The organism is Allocatenococcus thiocycli (assembly GCF_921292965.1).
Classification (GTDB): domain Bacteria; phylum Pseudomonadota; class Gammaproteobacteria; order Enterobacterales; family Vibrionaceae; genus Vibrio; species Vibrio natriegens.
On record NZ_CAKLCK010000003.1, the window covers coordinates 37,109 to 54,738 of the forward strand.

Genomic DNA, 17,630 nt, shown 5'->3' on the forward strand with positions numbered 1-17,630 from the left:
TGTCACAGAGAAACGAGCGCTATTGAACAATGCTTGTTCAAACTCGATACAAATCCAAAGCGGATGATTCCTGAAGGAATTGATGAAACAGTTTTACATCACTCACGACGGTCTGGCGAGTTTGTTTGTGTTGGTTTTTTATCTCATTGATCAGCGCTTTCAGTGCTTTTCTGTCTTCTTTTCGTTTGGCCGAAGTCCTTCTCAGATGAGAGAAAAAAGCGATTTGTGTGGAGGTATCGTTAAAGTTTCCGAGTTTATCTTGCAGTAACTTAAGTTGTTTAACGTTATCTTTATGCTGTTCTTTTGAATAGAGCGCAGAAAAGCATTCAAGGAGGTAGCGAAGCGATTTGCATTTGATTCTCAATGCGTGAATATCGCTATCCTCACTTGTGTCAGAAATTTTGGTGATAGACTTACTCACTCGGCGAAACTGGGTCACGATCTTATTGTTTGCAAAACTTAGCGGATCAATGTGCTCGGATTGATCTTCGCTGCGTAAAGCGCGGCGAAGGCTATTTTCAATCAAAATTGACGTACTAAGGTATCTTCTACTTGTTAACCAATCTGCCACGCGCTGCTGCTCTTCAAATTGATGGTCTTCTATGATGGTAAACATACGCTCTAATGATGCCTTATGCTCTGGGAGCATGGTGACATAGCGTGCTTTATTCATGATGAATACATCTAGATCACGTAACAAGTTCGTTTTTTTCATTACTAGTTTTAAGCTTGGCTTGAGGAGCTTTCGTTCAAATTGCGGTAAGAGTTCTTTTAACAAAAGACTTAGTGAACGCATTCGTCTCAACGTGACACGGTATTGATGGTTAAACTCTGGGTCTTGGTCAAGGATGACGTCTTTTTCTAAGGATCTCGCATAGAAAAATTCGCTGATAAGAAAATTAGGAAGGATAAAGTTAAGATCAGAATCAGAATATAACGGCAAACGAGACGGTGGCCTTTTAGACATAGTCAGAAACTCCCAAACGCAGACGCTTTAGATAGTTAATGGTATACCTAAATGCAAAATTCTTCGAGATTGGGGAGGCGGACCAGGTGAAAAGCTTGCCTACTTACTATGCTCGTGCTTTACCCTAGCTCTTGCGTATAGTCATGATAAATAATGACTTGGTTTCTACCCTGATGTTTCGCGTTGTACAACGCTTTGTCAGCTTCCTCAAGCATAGCTTCAAAGTTGTCTTGCTGATTAAAGGCTGCGATGCCAATACTAACGGTTAAATTGATCAACTTACCATGAGAAACACAGGGGCTCTTCTCAATTAGCACGCGAATTCTGTTCGCAATTTCTTTTGCTTTTTTAGCATCTGTTAGAGGTAAAATAATGGCAAATTCTTCGCCACCTATTCGACCCAAGATATCGGCCTTTCTTAATCCAGTTCGACACACTTGAGTAAAATGCGTCAACGCTTTATCGCCAACACTATGCCCAAACTTGTCATTGATACTTTTAAAGTAGTCGATATCCAAAACCAAAACGGAAAGCCGCTTTTCTTCTAATAGATTGCAGGTATTAAACTCATTGACACCCATCATCATAAAATAGCGTCTATTTTTCACTTTGGTTAAAGAGTCAGTCGTTGCTTCCTCGAACAACTGGCCTTCATACTCTTCTCGACTGACTTGCTCTTTCTTCAAGATATACATCGTCACCGCTGTAATAAGGAAGGCAAACAAAATCGTTATGAGTGTGATTGTTGGGATGATCGCCTTACTAGGAACGTGAGGTTGCCAAGATAGGTAAGCAACTACCTGACCGGAAGGCGAGTAAAGCGTCTTGTAACTGACAAGCCCATCTGCGCTGTTGCTTAAATTGAGCCGGAAAAGTTGATAGTCGTTTTCAAGTTCACTGAGGTAATCGGTATCAATACGTTTTCCTAACGCTAGATAGGTTCCTTCGCGCGCTTGTTTATTCTGCTCACTGATAAAAGGTCCGCCAACGATGTGATACACATCTTGGCCAATACGGAACAAGCCGTTGGTGAGCTTTTTCTCAGTATTTAGCTGCTTGGAGACAGCCATCATCTCTAGAAGTGGCTGCTTTAAATCGTTATAGTTGATGGTTTTAGCATCGCCGCTTTTAATTAGGTAGACTTCTTGATCCCCACGAGTAATGGCAACACTGAAATCAAAGTCATGCTTATCCATGAGATAATCGCCTGAATTTTTTGCGACCCAAGCCAAGTCACGCTCAACCTCTATTTTTTGGTATGCCTCATCCCAAAAAGAATATTCCTCTAGAGAGTCTCTGGCGTTACGCTTCTCAAGTTGCAAAGCTAACTGGACTCTATGGGACAATTCATCGGCTGCAAGGCTATCTAACGAGTTTAAGAAGTAGACAAGACAACCAAACACAGAAACCACCATCACGAATAGTAGCCAGGTAATAGTGCGCATCAATGACCTAGCCGGTAAGAATGTCCGAGTTTGCAGTTTTGTCATATCTATTGGAGTAGTAGTGTTCTGGAGGCGATCGATCATAAGTTGCTACATTAGCACAGCATGATGTTCATTTACCATATTAATCGGGAGGGTATTGTTCATAACATCTCATGATGCGTATAGAAGGTTTGGGGCCATTGTCACAAGCGATAGGGGATTGTCTTAAGCCTTATGGTTTTATCTTGAAAGGTGTTTGGGCGAGTATCCTGAGTACTATTCTTGGCGTTAGTAGCTTATATGGCAACTTGAGAAAACTGAAAGAGCACAAAAGCTTAAAAATGATTACGTTAAGTTAGCACATTACAGGTGCTCTTTCAGCGATACTAGCCCATCTAACGGCCAAGTGTAATACAAACTAAAAATACTAAGCACGCGATGACTAAGAGGATAAGTTCTTTATTACGCAATGTCATAATAGATCCTCCCTATATTTCAAAAGTGACGGACAAAACAGAAAATTATATATAATTCATGTGTTAAACGTAAAATTACCAATCTCTATAATTAATGTTAGTTGAAAAGTGGGTTTTATTTTTTACTTCGGCGAAGAAATTGATTTAAATCAAAGCAGTAGACAATAAATGTTCGAAATATGATGTTGGTTTACCAGTTAGTCAACTGTTAATTGAGATTACCACTGGTAATCCGGATTATTAATTCTTTTAGATTTTATTAAAGTGGCACATTTAATGACTAGATTAATAGGTTTAAATCTTATTTATGGTACTAATGAGGTATAACTCTGATTTATAAGCCATATTTATCGTTATAAACCAATTAACCTTATTACGTAAATTGACTTATGTTAACACGTTGACAATACTTTTTAACAAATTGAAAGAAGTGACTGTTTAATAATAAGTTGTAAATTTATTTATGCATCTAGGGTCATTACTAGTAATGAGATTCCTCGACAAAGTCGTATCTAAAATCCATTACTGATATATGTAACACTAGTGAGGTGTAAACAACTTATTTTCAACACTTTGGAACGGAACACCTTTCATTTTCGCAGAGTAAGGTTGAAAGTGAAGTAAAAGAGATGAAAGAGTTGGCATTCAAACCGCCAAAGAAAGAGCCACTAATACTACCTAATCAACCTAACTTTACTGACGATGGTAACCTTCCAGTTTTGGGAAGTACAGAAGCAAAAATTGCAATCATTGAGTTCTCAGACTTTCAATGCCCTTATTGCAAACGCTTTACGGATACTGCTTTCAAACAGATAAAGGAAAACTTTATTGATACAGGAAAAGTACAGTGTAAAGTACACTATATTGACACAGCTACCTCCATTTAACACAAACGTTACAGGACCACTACCGTTGGTACTAGACGAAACAACATCTACAATTTTATTTATGTAAACATCATTACCGGTAGTTTCAGCAGGCTCAATCTTAATAGTGTAAATAAATTCATCACCTGGTTCTTGACCTGATGACTTGTTTACAGATTTAGTTGAGTTGGGTGGATCTGGTTGAATAAAGATTGGAATGTTATAGTTGTCGTCACAATTACATTTTGATGGTGCGCCAGGAAACGCATCATTACCGTCCTCACAAACTTCATTTTTACCAGGTTGACGCCAGCTTACACAGTTTGGTAGGTTGAGTTGACCATCACCATCAGTATCTTGACAGAGAGTAGTTACTTCCGCTGAATGAGTGACGACTTCTGCTTGTTCTACATCCAAACAAGCGTCAGAATCTAAGTCACTGGCATTCTGCGAATATTGGTTACTTAAAGTATATATATTACAACTGCCATTTAGTGCGTCTGGACCTCCATCGTTTTGAAAATACAAACCAATGTCATAACGTGCACTTGCAGTTGATACAACCTCAAAATCAGCAGTAAAAGTTACAGATTGGTTAGCGACACAGACATTTGTACCAGCATCAACAGGTTGACCACCAATTGCTGTTACTTCGATGTTTGTAGCCTCAGCGATATTAATGTCGTTAGCGGTACAATTTAGGCTTTTGTTGTAAAGATCTTCCATACATACGCTTTGTATTCCGGGATCTTGAGCTAACGCTGTTTGCCCATAAAGACCTGCCGCACTTATGAGTATCGTGCTGAGCAGCCCTTTATGTCGGCTATATATTGAATGTTCCATCATCTACCTTCTTTTTTCATTGAAAGTTGATATAAGGGCGATGTGAGTATCCAATGATGCCAACACTGGATCCGGCATCATTGGACACACTAACTAATGTGCCCCCGTCCCAAGACAGATGCTCCAAAATGATTAGTACATAGTGACAACTCGAAGCTTCTGTCAGTTGCACACTACAGAGCAAGAAACAAACCAAAACATAACTGGCTGATATTTAAGGAATTAGGGTGTTTAAAAGACTGTATTTTTAAGGTTATGGTGAACAGTTTGTTAACCAGTTGTTGAAATGGTTTGGTTGTAAATTCTAAATACGCTTTTGATTCAACCAGTTAGGATAGAGATAAAACATCACATTAAGTAGGTGTACTGAGTGAACAGGTGTACAGTTGGTTTACAGTTTGGCATGCGACTTCTTAAAACAAGAGATCGGAGGTGTTATATCAATTGCAGATTTGCTGGAATACGAAGGTTGCAGATTAAATTCAGAATAGGCATTCAGATTTCTTTATTTAACTATGTTTAATCGTTGTGCGAATTGTTTGACTATTAAGCCGCAAAGATCGCATTTTAATCACTTGAATAAAAAAGATAAATTTTTTGTTGACGGTTAATCTCAATAGGTTAAAGTACGCCTCGTTCTCACGGCGAAGGTCGTAGAGAAGGTGGTGTTGCCATCGCATGATTGCGTTGCCCTGGTGGTGGAATTGGTAGACACAAGGGATTTAAAATCCCTCGGCGTTCGCGCTGTGCCGGTTCAAGTCCGGCCCGGGGCACCATCAAAAAGATGTGTGGATTGAAAATCCCACCGTCGAGCTGACCGGCCGAGTGTCGGACCATCAAGCACGGCCCGGGGCACCATCTAATCAATTTAGAGAACAAACAATTTAGAAAGGCGCCTTGGCAGAGTGGCTATGCAGCGGATTGCAAATCCGTGGACCTCGGTTCGACTCCGGGAGGCGCCTCCAAAATTCTTAGAACCAGTCTTTATGACTGGTTTTTTTGTACCTGCTGTTTTATGCAGGTGTGCAATTATCGAGTAATGACTATCTCAACTTGTCAGTAAGTTAAGTGAGCTCGATAAACGCGACGCCATTCTTGCCATTCTTCTTTATCTCGTACATGGCAGCATCGGCTTTTTGATATATCTCTTCGAAGTTACCCGTACTTGCCTGGAAAATACACACACCAATACTTAATCCAACGTTCAGTGCGTTTTCATAATCTAGATTTATGATGGACTGCATGGTGGAAGGCACGCAGGTCAAAAGCCGGTCACACAACTCACCCAGTTCTTTTCGAGAGGACTCTTTACATAGGATTACGAACTCGTCACCACCGATTCGAGCAATTTGTGCGTCAGTAGGTGTGAGCTCTTTGAGACTGTTCGCAATGCTAATCAATAAACTATCACCCGCGTGGTGACCCAGTTCGTCGTTGACGGTTTTAAAATTATCCACATCGAAAAAGATGAGAGAGCGCTTAATTGATTGGCAAAGGTCCGCATTTTCTTTGAAGCATTTTTCCATGGCACTTCGGTTTAGTAGCCCGGTAAGAGGATCGCTATTGGCAAGTTTTGCCAGTTGCTGCTCGTAGCGTTTTTCATTAGTAATGTCGATGTGGGTACCCATCATACGAAGTGGGGAGCCATCATCTGCGTACTCTACAATCCGGCCTCTGTCAGAAACCCAACTGTCAGTCCCGTCTTTATGCATCATGCGGTGAACGACTTGGTAGAGATCAGTCTTTCCTGCTAGGTGATCCTCAAATGCACCAACAGCGAGATCGTAATCCTCTGGATGCAGGTTGTTTTTCCAGGTTTCGACCGTGGCAGTAAGTTCGTGAGGCTGATAACCCAACATTTTACCCCACTGCATGTTGAATATCGTCAATGTGCCGGAGGGGATATGTTGTTCCCACAAACAAAGGCCATTGTTATCGAGTGCGGCGTTGAGCTTTTCTTCCAGTCGAGCATTTTGACGTCGGAGATCTTCGTTCTCTTTTTCCAATTGCTCTATTCGCTTTAAGTACTCTTCCATGTTCCGGCTATGACGGTTTTCGGTGCATTCAATATACGAAACATATCGAAAGTTTTCTATTCGGTATCATTGAATAAAGTGGAAATATAAGTGAATAGTTTAGAATATGTTGCTAAATTGGCACGAAAAAGTGGGCTGGAAAGATAAGCGCTCCTGGTGCAAAGTTATGGTGTTCCTTTGCACCGGGACAACTGAGGCTAGCGAGTTAGGGCACCACTTTGCTCAGGTTGGTAGGTAACATTGACTATCTCAATGGTTTTTGTTTGTTTATTTGGCATTGGCCAGTCGAGCTTTTGTCCAATAGCTAGTCCGATTAACGCGCTGCCAACCGGAGCGAAAATTGAAATATCGTCGCTGCTTTTTAGGTCTTGCGGATAGACAAGTGTTCTGGTTAACACCTTCTCATCACCAGAGAACTTAAATTCAACAGTAGAATTCATCCGTACAACGTTGTCTGGCATTTCTTCTGGCTCAACAACGATTGCTCTATCAAGTTCTTCTTCCAGTTTTACTAACTCAGCAGCGACACTTGGCATCTTGTCCAGCATAGCTGTGATTCTATTAATATCTATATTTGATATATAGATAGGGTTGCTTTCTGACATTTTCTGACTCCAAAAACAAAAGGCCGCCTCATAAATATGGGACGGCTTTTATATGTCGAATAGGGTATGTATCACATGAATTAACCACATGAATGAAATCTGATTCTAGTCCTTATAATGCTTATTAGCTAGTAAAAGATTTTTATTGATAAGATTGATTTTTATAAAGAAATCAGAAGGTTCATAAGTGTGAAGGGAGATGAAAATTAATGAATTAAATTGTACTTATTACTGTATTTCAATCATCAGTTTTATGTCCTTAAATTACGGTATTTGATTGATAATAAGCGTAAATACAGGTGTCTACCCCTTTAGGGTAGTTTGAAATTGTAATTGATTTACATCATGTATTAATTTTCTTACACAAATGACAATGAGCTCAGTGATAAAAACCTAACCCTTAGGAATTATAATGAGCAAGTTGAAGCTAGTAGTCATCGGTAACGGTATGGTAGGGCATCGTTACATTGAAGACTTAGTCGAGAAAGCGGATGTCTCCGAGTTGGATATCACCGTTTTCTGCGAAGAACCACGAGTTGCCTACGATCGTGTGCACCTTTCCTCTTACTTTTCACATCACACTGCCGACGAACTTTCATTGGTAAAAGAAGGTTTTTACCAGAAACATGGCATCAATATGTTGATCGGCGAACGTGCCATCAACGTTAACCGTGAAAACCGTATTGTGTATTCAAATACAGGCCGTGAAGTTCAATACGACAAGTTGATTCTAGCGACTGGCTCATTTCCTTTTGTTCCACCTATCAAAGGCCATGAAAGTAAAGATTGCTTTGTTTACCGTACTATTGAAGATCTCAAAGCGATTGAAGCACGTGCGAAGAACAGTAAATCTGGTGTGGTCATCGGTGGTGGTTTACTAGGTCTTGAAGCGGCGGGCGCGCTAAAAGCATTAGGTGTGCAAACGCACGTTGTTGAATTCGCCCCAAAACTGATGGCAGAACAACTTGACCTTGCAGGTGGTAATCAACTGCGTCAAAAGATCGAGCGTATGGGTGTGAACGTTCACACCAGCAAGAACACGCTTGAGATTGCTCCGGAAGGGGAAAACGCACGCAATGTGATGCGTTTTGCTGACGGCACAGAGTTAGAGACTGACTTCATTGTTTTCTCTGCGGGTATCCGCCCTCAAGACAAACTTGCTCGTCAAATGGAATTGGAAGTGGGCGCGCGCGGCGGTATCGAAGTCAATGACCACTGTCAGACCTCAGACAAAGACATCTACGCAATCGGTGAATGTGCCTCTTGGAATGGCATGTTCTATGGCCTTGTCGCGCCAGGTTACAAAATGGCAACCGTCGCAGTTGATCACCTGTTAGGTAACACTGAAAGTAAATTCCAGGGCGCAGACATGTCTGCAAAACTGAAACTGCTTGGCGTGAAAGTAGGTTCAATCGGAGATGCGAATGGCCGTACTGAAGGTTGTAAGAGCTACGTTTACCAAAACGAAGAGCAAGAAGTTTACAAACGCCTGATTGTCTCTGCAGATAACAAAAAGCTACTTGGTGCTGTGCTAGTTGGTGATACGTCTGACTACGGCGATCTACTGCAGCTCATGCTAAACGAAATCGACCTACCAGAACATCCGGATGCGCTTATCTTGCCTGCACACGCAGGTGCTGAAAAACCGGCATTAGGTGCTGACGCCCTACCTGAAAGTGCGGTGATCTGTTCATGTTTTGATGTGACAAAAGGCAAAATCGCACAGGCGGTAGCGGATGGTCACCATACATTAGGCGACATTAAAGCCGTCACTGGTGCAGGTACTGGTTGTGGTGGTTGTATTCCTCTTGTGACTTCAGTACTCAACGCAGAGCTTGCGAAGTCTGGTATTGAAGTGAAGAACGACGTATGTGAACACTTTGCTTACTCTCGTCAGGAGCTGTTCCATCTTATTCGCATTGAAGAAATTAAAACGTTCGATGAGCTATTAGAGAAGTATGGTAAAGGCTACGGCTGTGAAGTATGTAAGCCGCTAGCTGGTTCGATTTTAGCGTCTTGCTGGGGTGAGCACATTCTTAAGCCACAACTGGTTAAGTTACACGACACCAACGACAACTTCCTGGGTAACATTCAAAAAGACGGTACTTACTCTGTGATTCCGCGTATGGCTGGCGGTGAAGTAACGCCTCAAGCCTTGGGCTCGCTAGCAGCAGTCGCAGAAGAGTACAACTTATACACCAAAGTGACAGGCGCCCAACGTATCGGTTTGTTTGGTGCTCAAAAAGACGATCTTCCGGAGATCTGGCGCAAGCTAATCGACGCTGGTTTTGAAACCGGTCAAGCGTACGCTAAAGCCCTTCGTATGGCTAAGACGTGTGTGGGTTCTACCTGGTGTCGTTACGGTGTTCAAGATTCGGTTGGTTTGGGTTCATTCATCGAAAACCGCTACAAAGGCATTCGTACTCCGCACAAGATGAAGTTCGGTGTGTCTGGCTGTACTCGTGAGTGTGCCGAAGCGCAGGGTAAAGACCTTGGCATCATCGCAACAGATGCTGGTTGGAACATGTACGTGTGTGGTAACGGCGGTATGAAGCCTCGCCACGCTGATCTGTTAGCAAGCGATCTGGATAAAGAAACACTCATTAAGTATATCGACCGTTTCATGATGTTCTACATCCGTACGGCTGCGCCACTACAGCGTACCTCAGTTTGGATGGAAAACATGGAAGGTGGTGTCGACTACCTACGCGAAGTGATCGTAAACGACAAACTTGGCATTAATGATCAATTAGAAGCAGACGTTGCGAAGCTTGTTGATGAGTACGAGTGTGAATGGACAGCAACCATCAACGACGAATCACAACTGACTCGCTTTGCACACTTTATTAACTCAGATAAACGCGATGAAAACGTTGTGTTTGTACCTGAGCGCGAACAGCACCGCCCGGCGACCTTCACGGAGAAACACCCTGAAGCGAAAGGCGACATCCTACACGTAGCCATGACTGAAGCTTAAGGGAAGGTGGATTATGTCATTTGAAAAAATCTGTCACATCAACGATATCGTACCGGGTACTGGTGTTTGCGCACTGTTTAATGGTCAGCAAGTTGCGGTATTTCGCCCGACTGAAGCGGAAGAAGTGTTGGCAATCAGCAATACCGACCCGTTTTTCCAATCAAACGTGTTATCGCGTGGTTTGATTTGTCAGCACCAAGGCGAGCTTTGGGTAGCAAGTCCGCTTAAAAAGCAACGTTTTAACCTAACAACCGGTATTTGTATGGAAGACGAAGGTTTTAGTGTGAAAGCGTACAAAACACGTGTTACCAATGGTGACGTCGAGATACAAGCTTAGCGAATGTGCCCTCCTCAAACGAGGAGGGCATTGATTGAATCCTTAGATTTAATAGGTAAAGGCTTCCCGGAGGTCGTTTCTGGGAGGACACCGAGAAATGACCACGACAACCGCGAGTCGTAATTGGGAAGCCTTTCTCTATTCAATCTCTAACTTTTAACTTTCATTTTTGAATAAGGACACGTTCATGTCTACAGACTTTAAACCAGCTGAGTTCGTGCAAACTATGATCAACGTTGGTGAAGCAAAAACCAATACCAGCACTCGAGACCTACTGTTACGCGGTACAATGGCAGGTATTATTCTTTCTTTGGCGGTTGTAGTCGCGATAACGACCATCGTACAAACAGGAATGGGTGTAGTAGGGGCTTTGGTCTTCCCTGTAGGTTTTGTCATCCTAAGTGTAATGGGCTACGACCTGGTTACTGGCGTATTCGGCCTTGCTCCGCTGGCTAAGTTTGCAAACCGTCCGGGTATTACTTGGGGGCGTATTTTCCGTTGTTGGGGTCTTGTTGGTTTAGGTAACCTTATCGGCTCTCTTATCGTAGCTTACCTGGTCGCGATTTCTCTTACCGGTAACTTCTCATTAGAACTCAATGCGGTAGCGAAGAAATTTGTCGCGGTATCAACGGCACGTAGCCTTGGCTTTGAAAACATGGGAATGGACGGATGGATCACCTGCTTTGTACGCGGCATCTTCTGTAACCTAATGGTGTGTTTAGGCGTAATTGGTAACATGACTGCGCGCTCTGTATCTGGTCGTGTAGCGATGATGTGGTTCCCAATTTTCATCTTCTTCGCATTAGTGTTCGAGCATACCGTGGTAAATATGTTCCTGTTCCCGCTAGGAATGATTTTGGGTGCTGACTTTGGTATTGCAACTTGGTTGAACTTCAACCTTATCCCAACCATTTTAGGTAACATTGTTGGTGGCTTGGTGATGACATGTCTGCCACTGTACTTAACGCACGCAAAAACTGCACCTTCTCTAACTGCGGAAACAGAAGTAAAAGCAGAGACTGCAATGGCTAAATAATTCGCTTGTTATGGTCCCGCTACTTGATGGGTGGGGCCATTCTTTACTCTTAACTTTCGCTATATATTTTATAGGTTTAGAGATAAAAAGTAATAACTCCTTAGAGTGGTTTTAGCCCTAAGAGCTTAGTGAGAGTGTTACTCTTTATATCTAAATTTTTCAATAGGCCATTTATGACTACCATTAACACCTCATTAAACAGCGGTTTTGTTTCACTTGTTGGCGCAGGACCTGGCGACCCGGATTTACTCACCGTAAAGGGTTGGAAAGCGATTCAATCTGCAGATGTGGTGGTCTATGACCGATTGGTATCTAAAGACATTTTGGCGTTGGCGAATGCGCGAGCAGAAATGATTTACGTGGGGAAAAAGCTAGATTTTCACTGTGTGCCACAAGAGCAAATTAACCAGATTTTGGTACAGAAAGCGCAGGAAGGTAAACGTGTAGTTCGCTTAAAAGGTGGTGATTCGTTCATTTTTGGCCGTGGTGGTGAAGAGTTAGAAGAGCTTGCCGAATACGGAATAAAATACGAAGTGGTACCGGGTATCACAGCGGCGGCTGGCGCAACGGCATACGCTGGTATTCCACTAACGCATCGCGATCATGCGCAAAGCGTTCAATTCATTACTGGTCATGTGCAGAAAGATGGTCGTGAAATTGAGTGGCACTCTTTAGCGCAGTCAAACAACACCTTAGTGTTTTATATGGGGCTCAAACAGAGTGGGTATATCATGGACAAGCTCATTACACATGGTTTAGCACCAGACATGTCATGTGCAATTATTGAAAATGGTACAAGACCAGAGCAGCGTGTTTTTGTTGGCAAACTGAATGAATTATCTCGTATGGCAGCGCAAGCAGAAAGTCCGGCGCTGATCGTGGTTGGAAGCGTTACGCAACTTCATAACAAGTTGGCTTGGTTCCCCCAATAAGTCAACGCTTAAATCTTGCAGGGGCTGCTTTGGCTTTGCATTTCTTGCTTACGCATTGGCATTTCATCAATTAACTCGTTGATGAATTGCCAGTCCGTTTCTGCGCCCCAGCGATACTTTTCCAGGCCATCTTTTCCAAGCAAAATAGCAGTGTATTCACCCTGTTTTACATCATATTTCTTCGATAAAACAGAGATATCCAGTTCCTCTTTTATCCCCTTAGGAAACGTAAAGCCATCTTCGGCAATGACCAAAGTGACGACGTCACGTTCTTCAAGTTCACATTCGTTCATTAGCGTTTCAAGTAGAAACTGTTTTACACGGGCATCGTTCGCTGGCGCGAAGAAAAGTACACTGCGATGCGGCCAGTATTGAGCGTAAGAAGGGTAGCTAAAGGTTGTCGGTGATACCAAGCCTAAAAGTAGTATCAAAATGATTGGTTTACTCATGACTGATCCTTTATATGCTAACACTCTCGCTTATACGTTAAGTTTAGTGGAAATGGCTCATTGTGCTTTTTTGCAAACTGGCTTAGGGTAGGCAGCAAATAAACAACGTATAGAATTAAATGACTTCGGAAAGTAAACAAAAGATAGCGATTCTGGTTGATGTACAGAACGTGTATTACACCTGTCGTGAAGCCTACCGTTGTAACTTCGATTACAACCAGTTTTGGTATGTCGCTACGCAAGGTAAGGACGTTGTCAGCGCGAAGGCTTATGCCATTGCGAGTAATGATCCTAAGCAACGACAGTTTCACCATATCCTTAGAGGTGTTGGTTTTGAGGTAATGTTAAAGCCTTTTATCCAAAGACGTGACGGCAGTGCGAAGGGCGATTGGGACGTCGGTATTACTCTGGATGCAATCGAGATTGCGCCTGATGTCGATACAGTGATTCTTGTTTCTGGCGATGGTGACTTTAGTTTGCTGGTGGAGCGCATTCAACAGCGATACAACAAGAAAGTTACGGTTTATGGCGTTCCGAAATTGACATCGCAAACACTCATTGACTGTGCAGACACTTTCGTTGAAATAGATGAGAATTTTCTGCTTTAAACACTAAGAAACAACAGATTATGGCTGGAGTGCAAGCACCAGACATGAAAAAGACGAGTCATTTCAGGCGTACACTTTGTACAATGACTCGTCTTTATTCAAATAGCAATAACTATGATGGGATGATCATTTGTCCTAATACGTAACCTAAGCAACAAGCACCAATCACGCCAATCAGACCCACCGACATAAATGAGTGGTTGAAATACCATTTACCAATCTTCGTCGTACCCGACGTATCAAAGTTAACGGTTGCGATATCTGAAGGGTAGTTAGGAATGAAGAAGTAACCGTATACTGCAGGCATCAAACCAATCAACAAGGCCGGATCAAGCCCCAAACCTAAGCCAACTGGCAGCATCATACGTGCTGTTGCTGCTTGCGAGTTCACCACTACAGACACGATGAAGAGCGCAAGTGCAAACGTCCACGGATAGTCGGTGACCATCGCCACAATGCCCGTTCTAAACTGAGGCATTGCGTATTGGAAGTATGTGTCTGACATCCAGGCGATACCAAAGATAGCGATGGCAGCCACCATACCCGATTTGAAAACGACACCATCAGGCACTTTACGAGGATCGGTTTTCGTTGCAAGCAGAATAATACCGCCAAAGCAGAGCATCATCATTTGGATCACGACGGCCATGCTGATTGGCTTCTCACCATCGACAATCGTACGAACTTCCGGCCACATCGCGATAACGACAATAACCAAGATAGCCGAAATGAACATAAGCACGGAATTACGAGCGCTAGTCGGAAGCACTTCATCTAAAGATGTCGCGGTTGTGGTTAAGATCTTTTCACGCCACACCGGATCTTTCAGGCGATTTTGGTATTCTTCATCGTCTTCTAGCTCTTTACCACGTTTTAGGCTGTAAAGTGACATAAGCAATGTACCAAATAAGGTAGCTGGCACCGTTACAAGCAGAATTGAAAGCAGAGTGATTTCATGCTGAATATCCGATAACTGCGCTAAGTAGTAAACCACTGCGGCAGAAATTGGAGAAGCCGTAATCGCAATCTGAGAAGCAACAGAGGCCGCTGCCATTGGGCGCTCGGGACGAATACCATTTTTCAGTGCAACGTCACCAATGATCGGCATGATCGAATACACCGCATGGCCAGTACCTAGCAAGAAGGTCATAAAGTAAGTAACAAAGGGAGCAATCAGAGTCACGCGCTTAGGGTTCTTACGCAGCACGCGCTCCGCGACTTGAAGCATGTATTTCAAACCACCCGCAGCTTCTAGAATTGATGCACAAGTAACCACGGCTAGTATGATTAACATTACGGTGACGGGAGGAGAGGTCGGCGGCATCTTAAAAATGAAGACTTCTATCACCAGACCGATACCAGAAACGACCCCAAGGCCGATACCTCCATAGCGTGAGCCGATATAAAGCATCACGAGCAAAAACAGAAACTCTAGATACAGCATGAGCAGATTTCCTTATTCAAAACAATTGCTTCCATTGTTTATCTATTCTCAGGAAAAGTACTTTATGTTGTTCACATTACCTTAGATGACGCAAAGTAATGTTTAAGAACGAGCATTAACTCACGCTACAGACTCCATCTGTTAATGTACGTTTATCGATGTGTATGCATTGTGTTTATTATTTTGACGAGCTAAGGCATAAAAATGCGACGCACTTTAAATATATGTTGTGATTTAGCCTGATTTTTCGTAACCAAGTATGTCTGGATAGTCATTGTCGGGACTCACTTTCATGGAATTCGATGGCTTTATTCGTCAATGATAAAGAGAATGGTTTGCATTTGAATTAATGTTTGAGTATAAAGATACAGCCCATATACCATCAAACGGAATAGTCATGTCCGAATCATTCTTCCCACAACTTTTCCAAGCCACAAATGCGATAACGCCGTACCTGCATGGTGATTTAGGGAGCATAAGCGAAGGCGAGATTCATACTGATAACGACATTAACCCAATCATTCAGGATTTATATCAGCAGCTATCTGAAGCTTTTCCAGAAGCGGGCAGAGCTTACTGGCTGACCAGAACATGGGATTTATTATGTTGGCAACCAGTCTATGTGGCCTTGATATCCATATACCACTTTCATTCACTACCGAACCTGTATGGTATGGCTCAATCCGTTAAACCCTGCTTTGTCAGCGGTTATCGTTTTCAAGATGAATCACTTGTTCAGGGCGATCATCAGACGCTGATAAACACTGCTGGTTCGCAGATAAAATCACTTTTCGACTACTATCAAAATCAAATGAGTGAATGGACCCGTATTCGACCGGGGTTTACCCATCAATTAATCTCAGACGGTATTTTGGTTGGGTTAATGCGATTGCAGCAGCACTTTCCGCAGATGACAAACGCCATGATAAGAGAGCATGCCGTGTTATGGCTTCAGGCGCTTGATCTGGATACCAACAACGCGCTGTCACTTTATGAACCGTCTGTGGCTCTACCATTGAAATTAGTGAGAAAAAGTTGCTGTTTGGTTTATAAATGTGAAGGTAGAAAACTGTGCGATAATTGCCCTAGATTGGCAGAAAACAAAAAGCTAATTGCGGTGAAAAGTGACGAAAATCAACTTAGTTAATGGTTAATTAGTATAAGTTCTTTCTATATAGAAAAGCCGCTATAAGCGGCTTCTTTTATGCTTCGTCACTGACTTGCGTGGTTACGCTCTGTTCAGCTGACTCGGTCACTTGGTTTTGTTCTTCAGCTTCCATTTTGGCTCGCTCAGCCTTTGAAATATAGCGAGGCTTATTGCTCTTATGTAGCTTAGCGTTATGCTTTTTCTGTTTTGCCTTTAAGATTTGATTGATTTTCTTCTTGCGGTTCATGGTGCTGGTCCTTTAATTTAGCGAGGCAGGATAGTGATTTTTCCACTAAGTTACAACTTTAATGGGTTTCTGATTTAAAAAACCTGACCACTGAGCGACCGTCACTAAGTCTATTGAGTATAAATAGATTCTAATATCTAAACGTTTAATTTGGTTAATGTAATGAGTGATATTTTACTCGGCAAACTTGCCACCGAATTTAAAACCGTCAAAGCGATGGTGGAAGTGTATTGTCGGGCTAATCATGGTTCGAAAGGTGAGCTTTGCACTGAGTGCCGTGATTTACTGGATTACGCAGAAATGCGTCTTGATCGGTGTCCTTATGGCGAGAATAAGCCAACTTGCAATAAATGCCCAATCCACTGTTATAAACCTGAGCCGAAAGAACAAATGCGCTTAATAATGCGCTATTCCGGCCCGAGGATGCTGCTGAAACATCCTGTGTTAGCGATCAGACATTTGCTTCACGAAAAGCGAGGCGTTCCAGACAAACCTGCTGCAAATGCATCGAATCGTTACAAGCGGCGGAGTAATTAAAAAACGAGAGCGACTTGCTCTCGTTTTTTGTATTCAGATTTTAGTAATAAATGATCAGAGACCAGCTGCCATTTGTTGTTTGGTTTTACTCGCCGCCAACAACATGTAAATACATGTCGCGACTAAAGTGGCAAATAAGTAACCTAACAAACCATGTACCTGACCCATGAAGCTGTCAGCTACGACAGGGCCTGCTACTGACCCGATGCTGTAGCTAAATAGCATTACTTGAGTCGCTGAAACAATAAAGCGCTCGTCTAGCCCTGCACAGCCTAAGTTGATCGCAACCGGGTATAGAGCGAATGTCGCTGCACCCAATAAGAAAAGCGATGCAGCAAGTACCGCCGTTGACGTTGAAATAAACGTGATACCGATAGAAAACATGCCTAACAGACAGAAAAATGCCATTAGTACTGTACGGCTCATGTACTTATTCAACGCTGTCACTAACGGTTGCACTGCCATACCACCTAGGATCACTAATGCCATTAATGTTCCAATTTCTTGGTGGCTGATTTGACGATTAATCAACTCAAGAGGCATCAGGCCATAAATCGCACCTAGTGTTAAACCAGAAACGATGCAGCCGATGATTGCCGCATGATTAAGCTTCATAATTTGTTTAAATGACAACGCAGTCGATTCGTGGCTGTTTGGTTGTTCACAGTCAACAAACTTAAGTACCAGTATTGCCAT

The 17,630-nt window shown here is 42.7% G+C and carries 16 protein-coding genes and 2 tRNA genes; 10 read left to right on the top strand and 8 right to left on the bottom strand.

The window, feature by feature from the left end:
- Positions 1-37: 37 nt before the first annotated feature.
- Entirely contained in the window at positions 38-967 is a 930-nt protein-coding gene (locus L9Q40_RS02740; RefSeq protein ID WP_498791881.1) for a CHAD domain-containing protein, read from the bottom strand.
- A 119-nt stretch (positions 968-1,086) separates the two neighbouring features.
- On the bottom strand, positions 1,087-2,496 hold the full coding sequence (locus L9Q40_RS02745) for a sensor domain-containing diguanylate cyclase (protein ID WP_498791884.1): 1,410 nt from the start codon (positions 2,494-2,496) through the stop codon (positions 1,087-1,089).
- A gap of 1,003 nt (positions 2,497-3,499) precedes the next feature.
- Here L9Q40_RS02745 and L9Q40_RS02750 point away from each other — a divergent pair.
- The 3 genes from L9Q40_RS02750 (at position 3,500) to L9Q40_RS02760 (ending at position 5,544) form a co-directional block, all read left to right on the top strand.
- A complete protein-coding gene (locus tag L9Q40_RS02750; RefSeq protein WP_498791886.1) occupies positions 3,500-3,757 on the top strand; it encodes a thioredoxin domain-containing protein in 258 nt (85 codons plus the stop codon).
- A 1,511-nt stretch (positions 3,758-5,268) separates the two neighbouring features.
- Positions 5,269-5,355 (top strand) — tRNA-Leu (locus tag L9Q40_RS02755).
- A 115-nt stretch (positions 5,356-5,470) separates the two neighbouring features.
- A tRNA-Cys gene (locus tag L9Q40_RS02760) sits at positions 5,471-5,544 on the top strand.
- A 99-nt stretch (positions 5,545-5,643) separates the two neighbouring features.
- Here the strand turns inward: L9Q40_RS02760 and L9Q40_RS02765 are convergent.
- Together L9Q40_RS02765 and rnk are read right to left on the bottom strand one after the other, a co-directional pair.
- The gene (locus L9Q40_RS02765; RefSeq protein WP_498791888.1) at positions 5,644-6,615 is read right to left on the bottom strand and encodes a sensor domain-containing diguanylate cyclase; all 972 of its coding nucleotides are present in this window, start codon (positions 6,613-6,615) and stop codon (positions 5,644-5,646) included.
- Between the two features lie 197 nt (positions 6,616-6,812).
- Entirely contained in the window at positions 6,813-7,220 is a 408-nt protein-coding gene (rnk, locus tag L9Q40_RS02770; protein WP_014234174.1) for a nucleoside diphosphate kinase regulator, read from the bottom strand.
- 412 nt (positions 7,221-7,632) lie between these two features.
- On the opposite strand from rnk, the gene nirB reads away from it, so the two are divergent.
- The 4 genes from nirB (at position 7,633) to cobA (ending at position 12,502) form a co-directional block, all read left to right on the top strand.
- Entirely contained in the window at positions 7,633-10,197 is a 2,565-nt protein-coding gene (nirB, locus tag L9Q40_RS02775; RefSeq protein WP_498791889.1) for a nitrite reductase large subunit NirB, read from the top strand.
- Positions 10,198-10,210: 13 nt separating this feature from the next.
- Positions 10,211-10,534, top strand: a complete 324-nt coding sequence (gene nirD, locus L9Q40_RS02780) for a nitrite reductase small subunit NirD (protein WP_498791892.1) — start codon at positions 10,211-10,213, stop codon at positions 10,532-10,534.
- A 187-nt stretch (positions 10,535-10,721) separates the two neighbouring features.
- Entirely contained in the window at positions 10,722-11,570 is an 849-nt protein-coding gene (locus tag L9Q40_RS02785; protein WP_065301137.1) for a formate/nitrite transporter family protein, read from the top strand.
- A gap of 173 nt (positions 11,571-11,743) precedes the next feature.
- On the top strand, positions 11,744-12,502 hold the full coding sequence (cobA, locus tag L9Q40_RS02790) for a uroporphyrinogen-III C-methyltransferase (protein WP_498791894.1): 759 nt from the start codon (positions 11,744-11,746) through the stop codon (positions 12,500-12,502).
- A gap of 8 nt (positions 12,503-12,510) precedes the next feature.
- On the opposite strand, the gene L9Q40_RS02795 is transcribed toward cobA, so the two are convergent.
- Complete coding sequence (locus L9Q40_RS02795; protein WP_498791896.1) at positions 12,511-12,951, bottom strand: DUF4174 domain-containing protein; 441 nt, start codon at positions 12,949-12,951, stop codon at positions 12,511-12,513.
- Positions 12,952-13,070: 119 nt separating this feature from the next.
- Here L9Q40_RS02795 and L9Q40_RS02800 point away from each other — a divergent pair, with 119 nt between their 5' ends.
- Positions 13,071-13,559 carry a LabA-like NYN domain-containing protein gene (locus tag L9Q40_RS02800; protein WP_014234180.1) on the top strand — a complete coding sequence of 163 codons (489 nt, stop codon included), beginning with the start codon at positions 13,071-13,073 and terminating at the stop codon, positions 13,557-13,559.
- A gap of 112 nt (positions 13,560-13,671) precedes the next feature.
- Here L9Q40_RS02800 and L9Q40_RS02805 read toward each other — a convergent pair whose 3' ends face one another.
- A complete protein-coding gene (locus L9Q40_RS02805) occupies positions 13,672-15,003 on the bottom strand; it encodes an anaerobic C4-dicarboxylate transporter (RefSeq protein ID WP_014234181.1) in 1,332 nt (443 codons plus the stop codon).
- A 397-nt stretch (positions 15,004-15,400) separates the two neighbouring features.
- Here L9Q40_RS02805 and L9Q40_RS02810 point away from each other — a divergent pair, with 397 nt between their 5' ends.
- A complete protein-coding gene (locus L9Q40_RS02810) occupies positions 15,401-16,150 on the top strand; it encodes a siderophore ferric iron reductase (RefSeq protein WP_330469710.1) in 750 nt (249 codons plus the stop codon).
- Between the two features lie 55 nt (positions 16,151-16,205).
- On the opposite strand, the gene L9Q40_RS02815 is transcribed toward L9Q40_RS02810, so the two are convergent.
- Positions 16,206-16,397, bottom strand: coding sequence for a DUF2986 domain-containing protein (locus L9Q40_RS02815; protein ID WP_065301140.1), 192 nt, complete (start codon positions 16,395-16,397; stop codon positions 16,206-16,208).
- Positions 16,398-16,559: 162 nt separating this feature from the next.
- On the opposite strand from L9Q40_RS02815, the gene L9Q40_RS02820 reads away from it, so the two are divergent.
- Positions 16,560-16,934: a nitrous oxide-stimulated promoter family protein gene (locus L9Q40_RS02820; protein ID WP_020334839.1), complete on the top strand. Its 375-nt coding sequence runs from the start codon at positions 16,560-16,562 to the stop codon at positions 16,932-16,934.
- A gap of 54 nt (positions 16,935-16,988) precedes the next feature.
- Here the strand turns inward: L9Q40_RS02820 and L9Q40_RS02825 are convergent.
- The coding region (locus L9Q40_RS02825) for an MFS transporter (RefSeq protein ID WP_498791900.1) at positions 16,989-17,630 on the bottom strand (642 nt) is incomplete at its 5' end.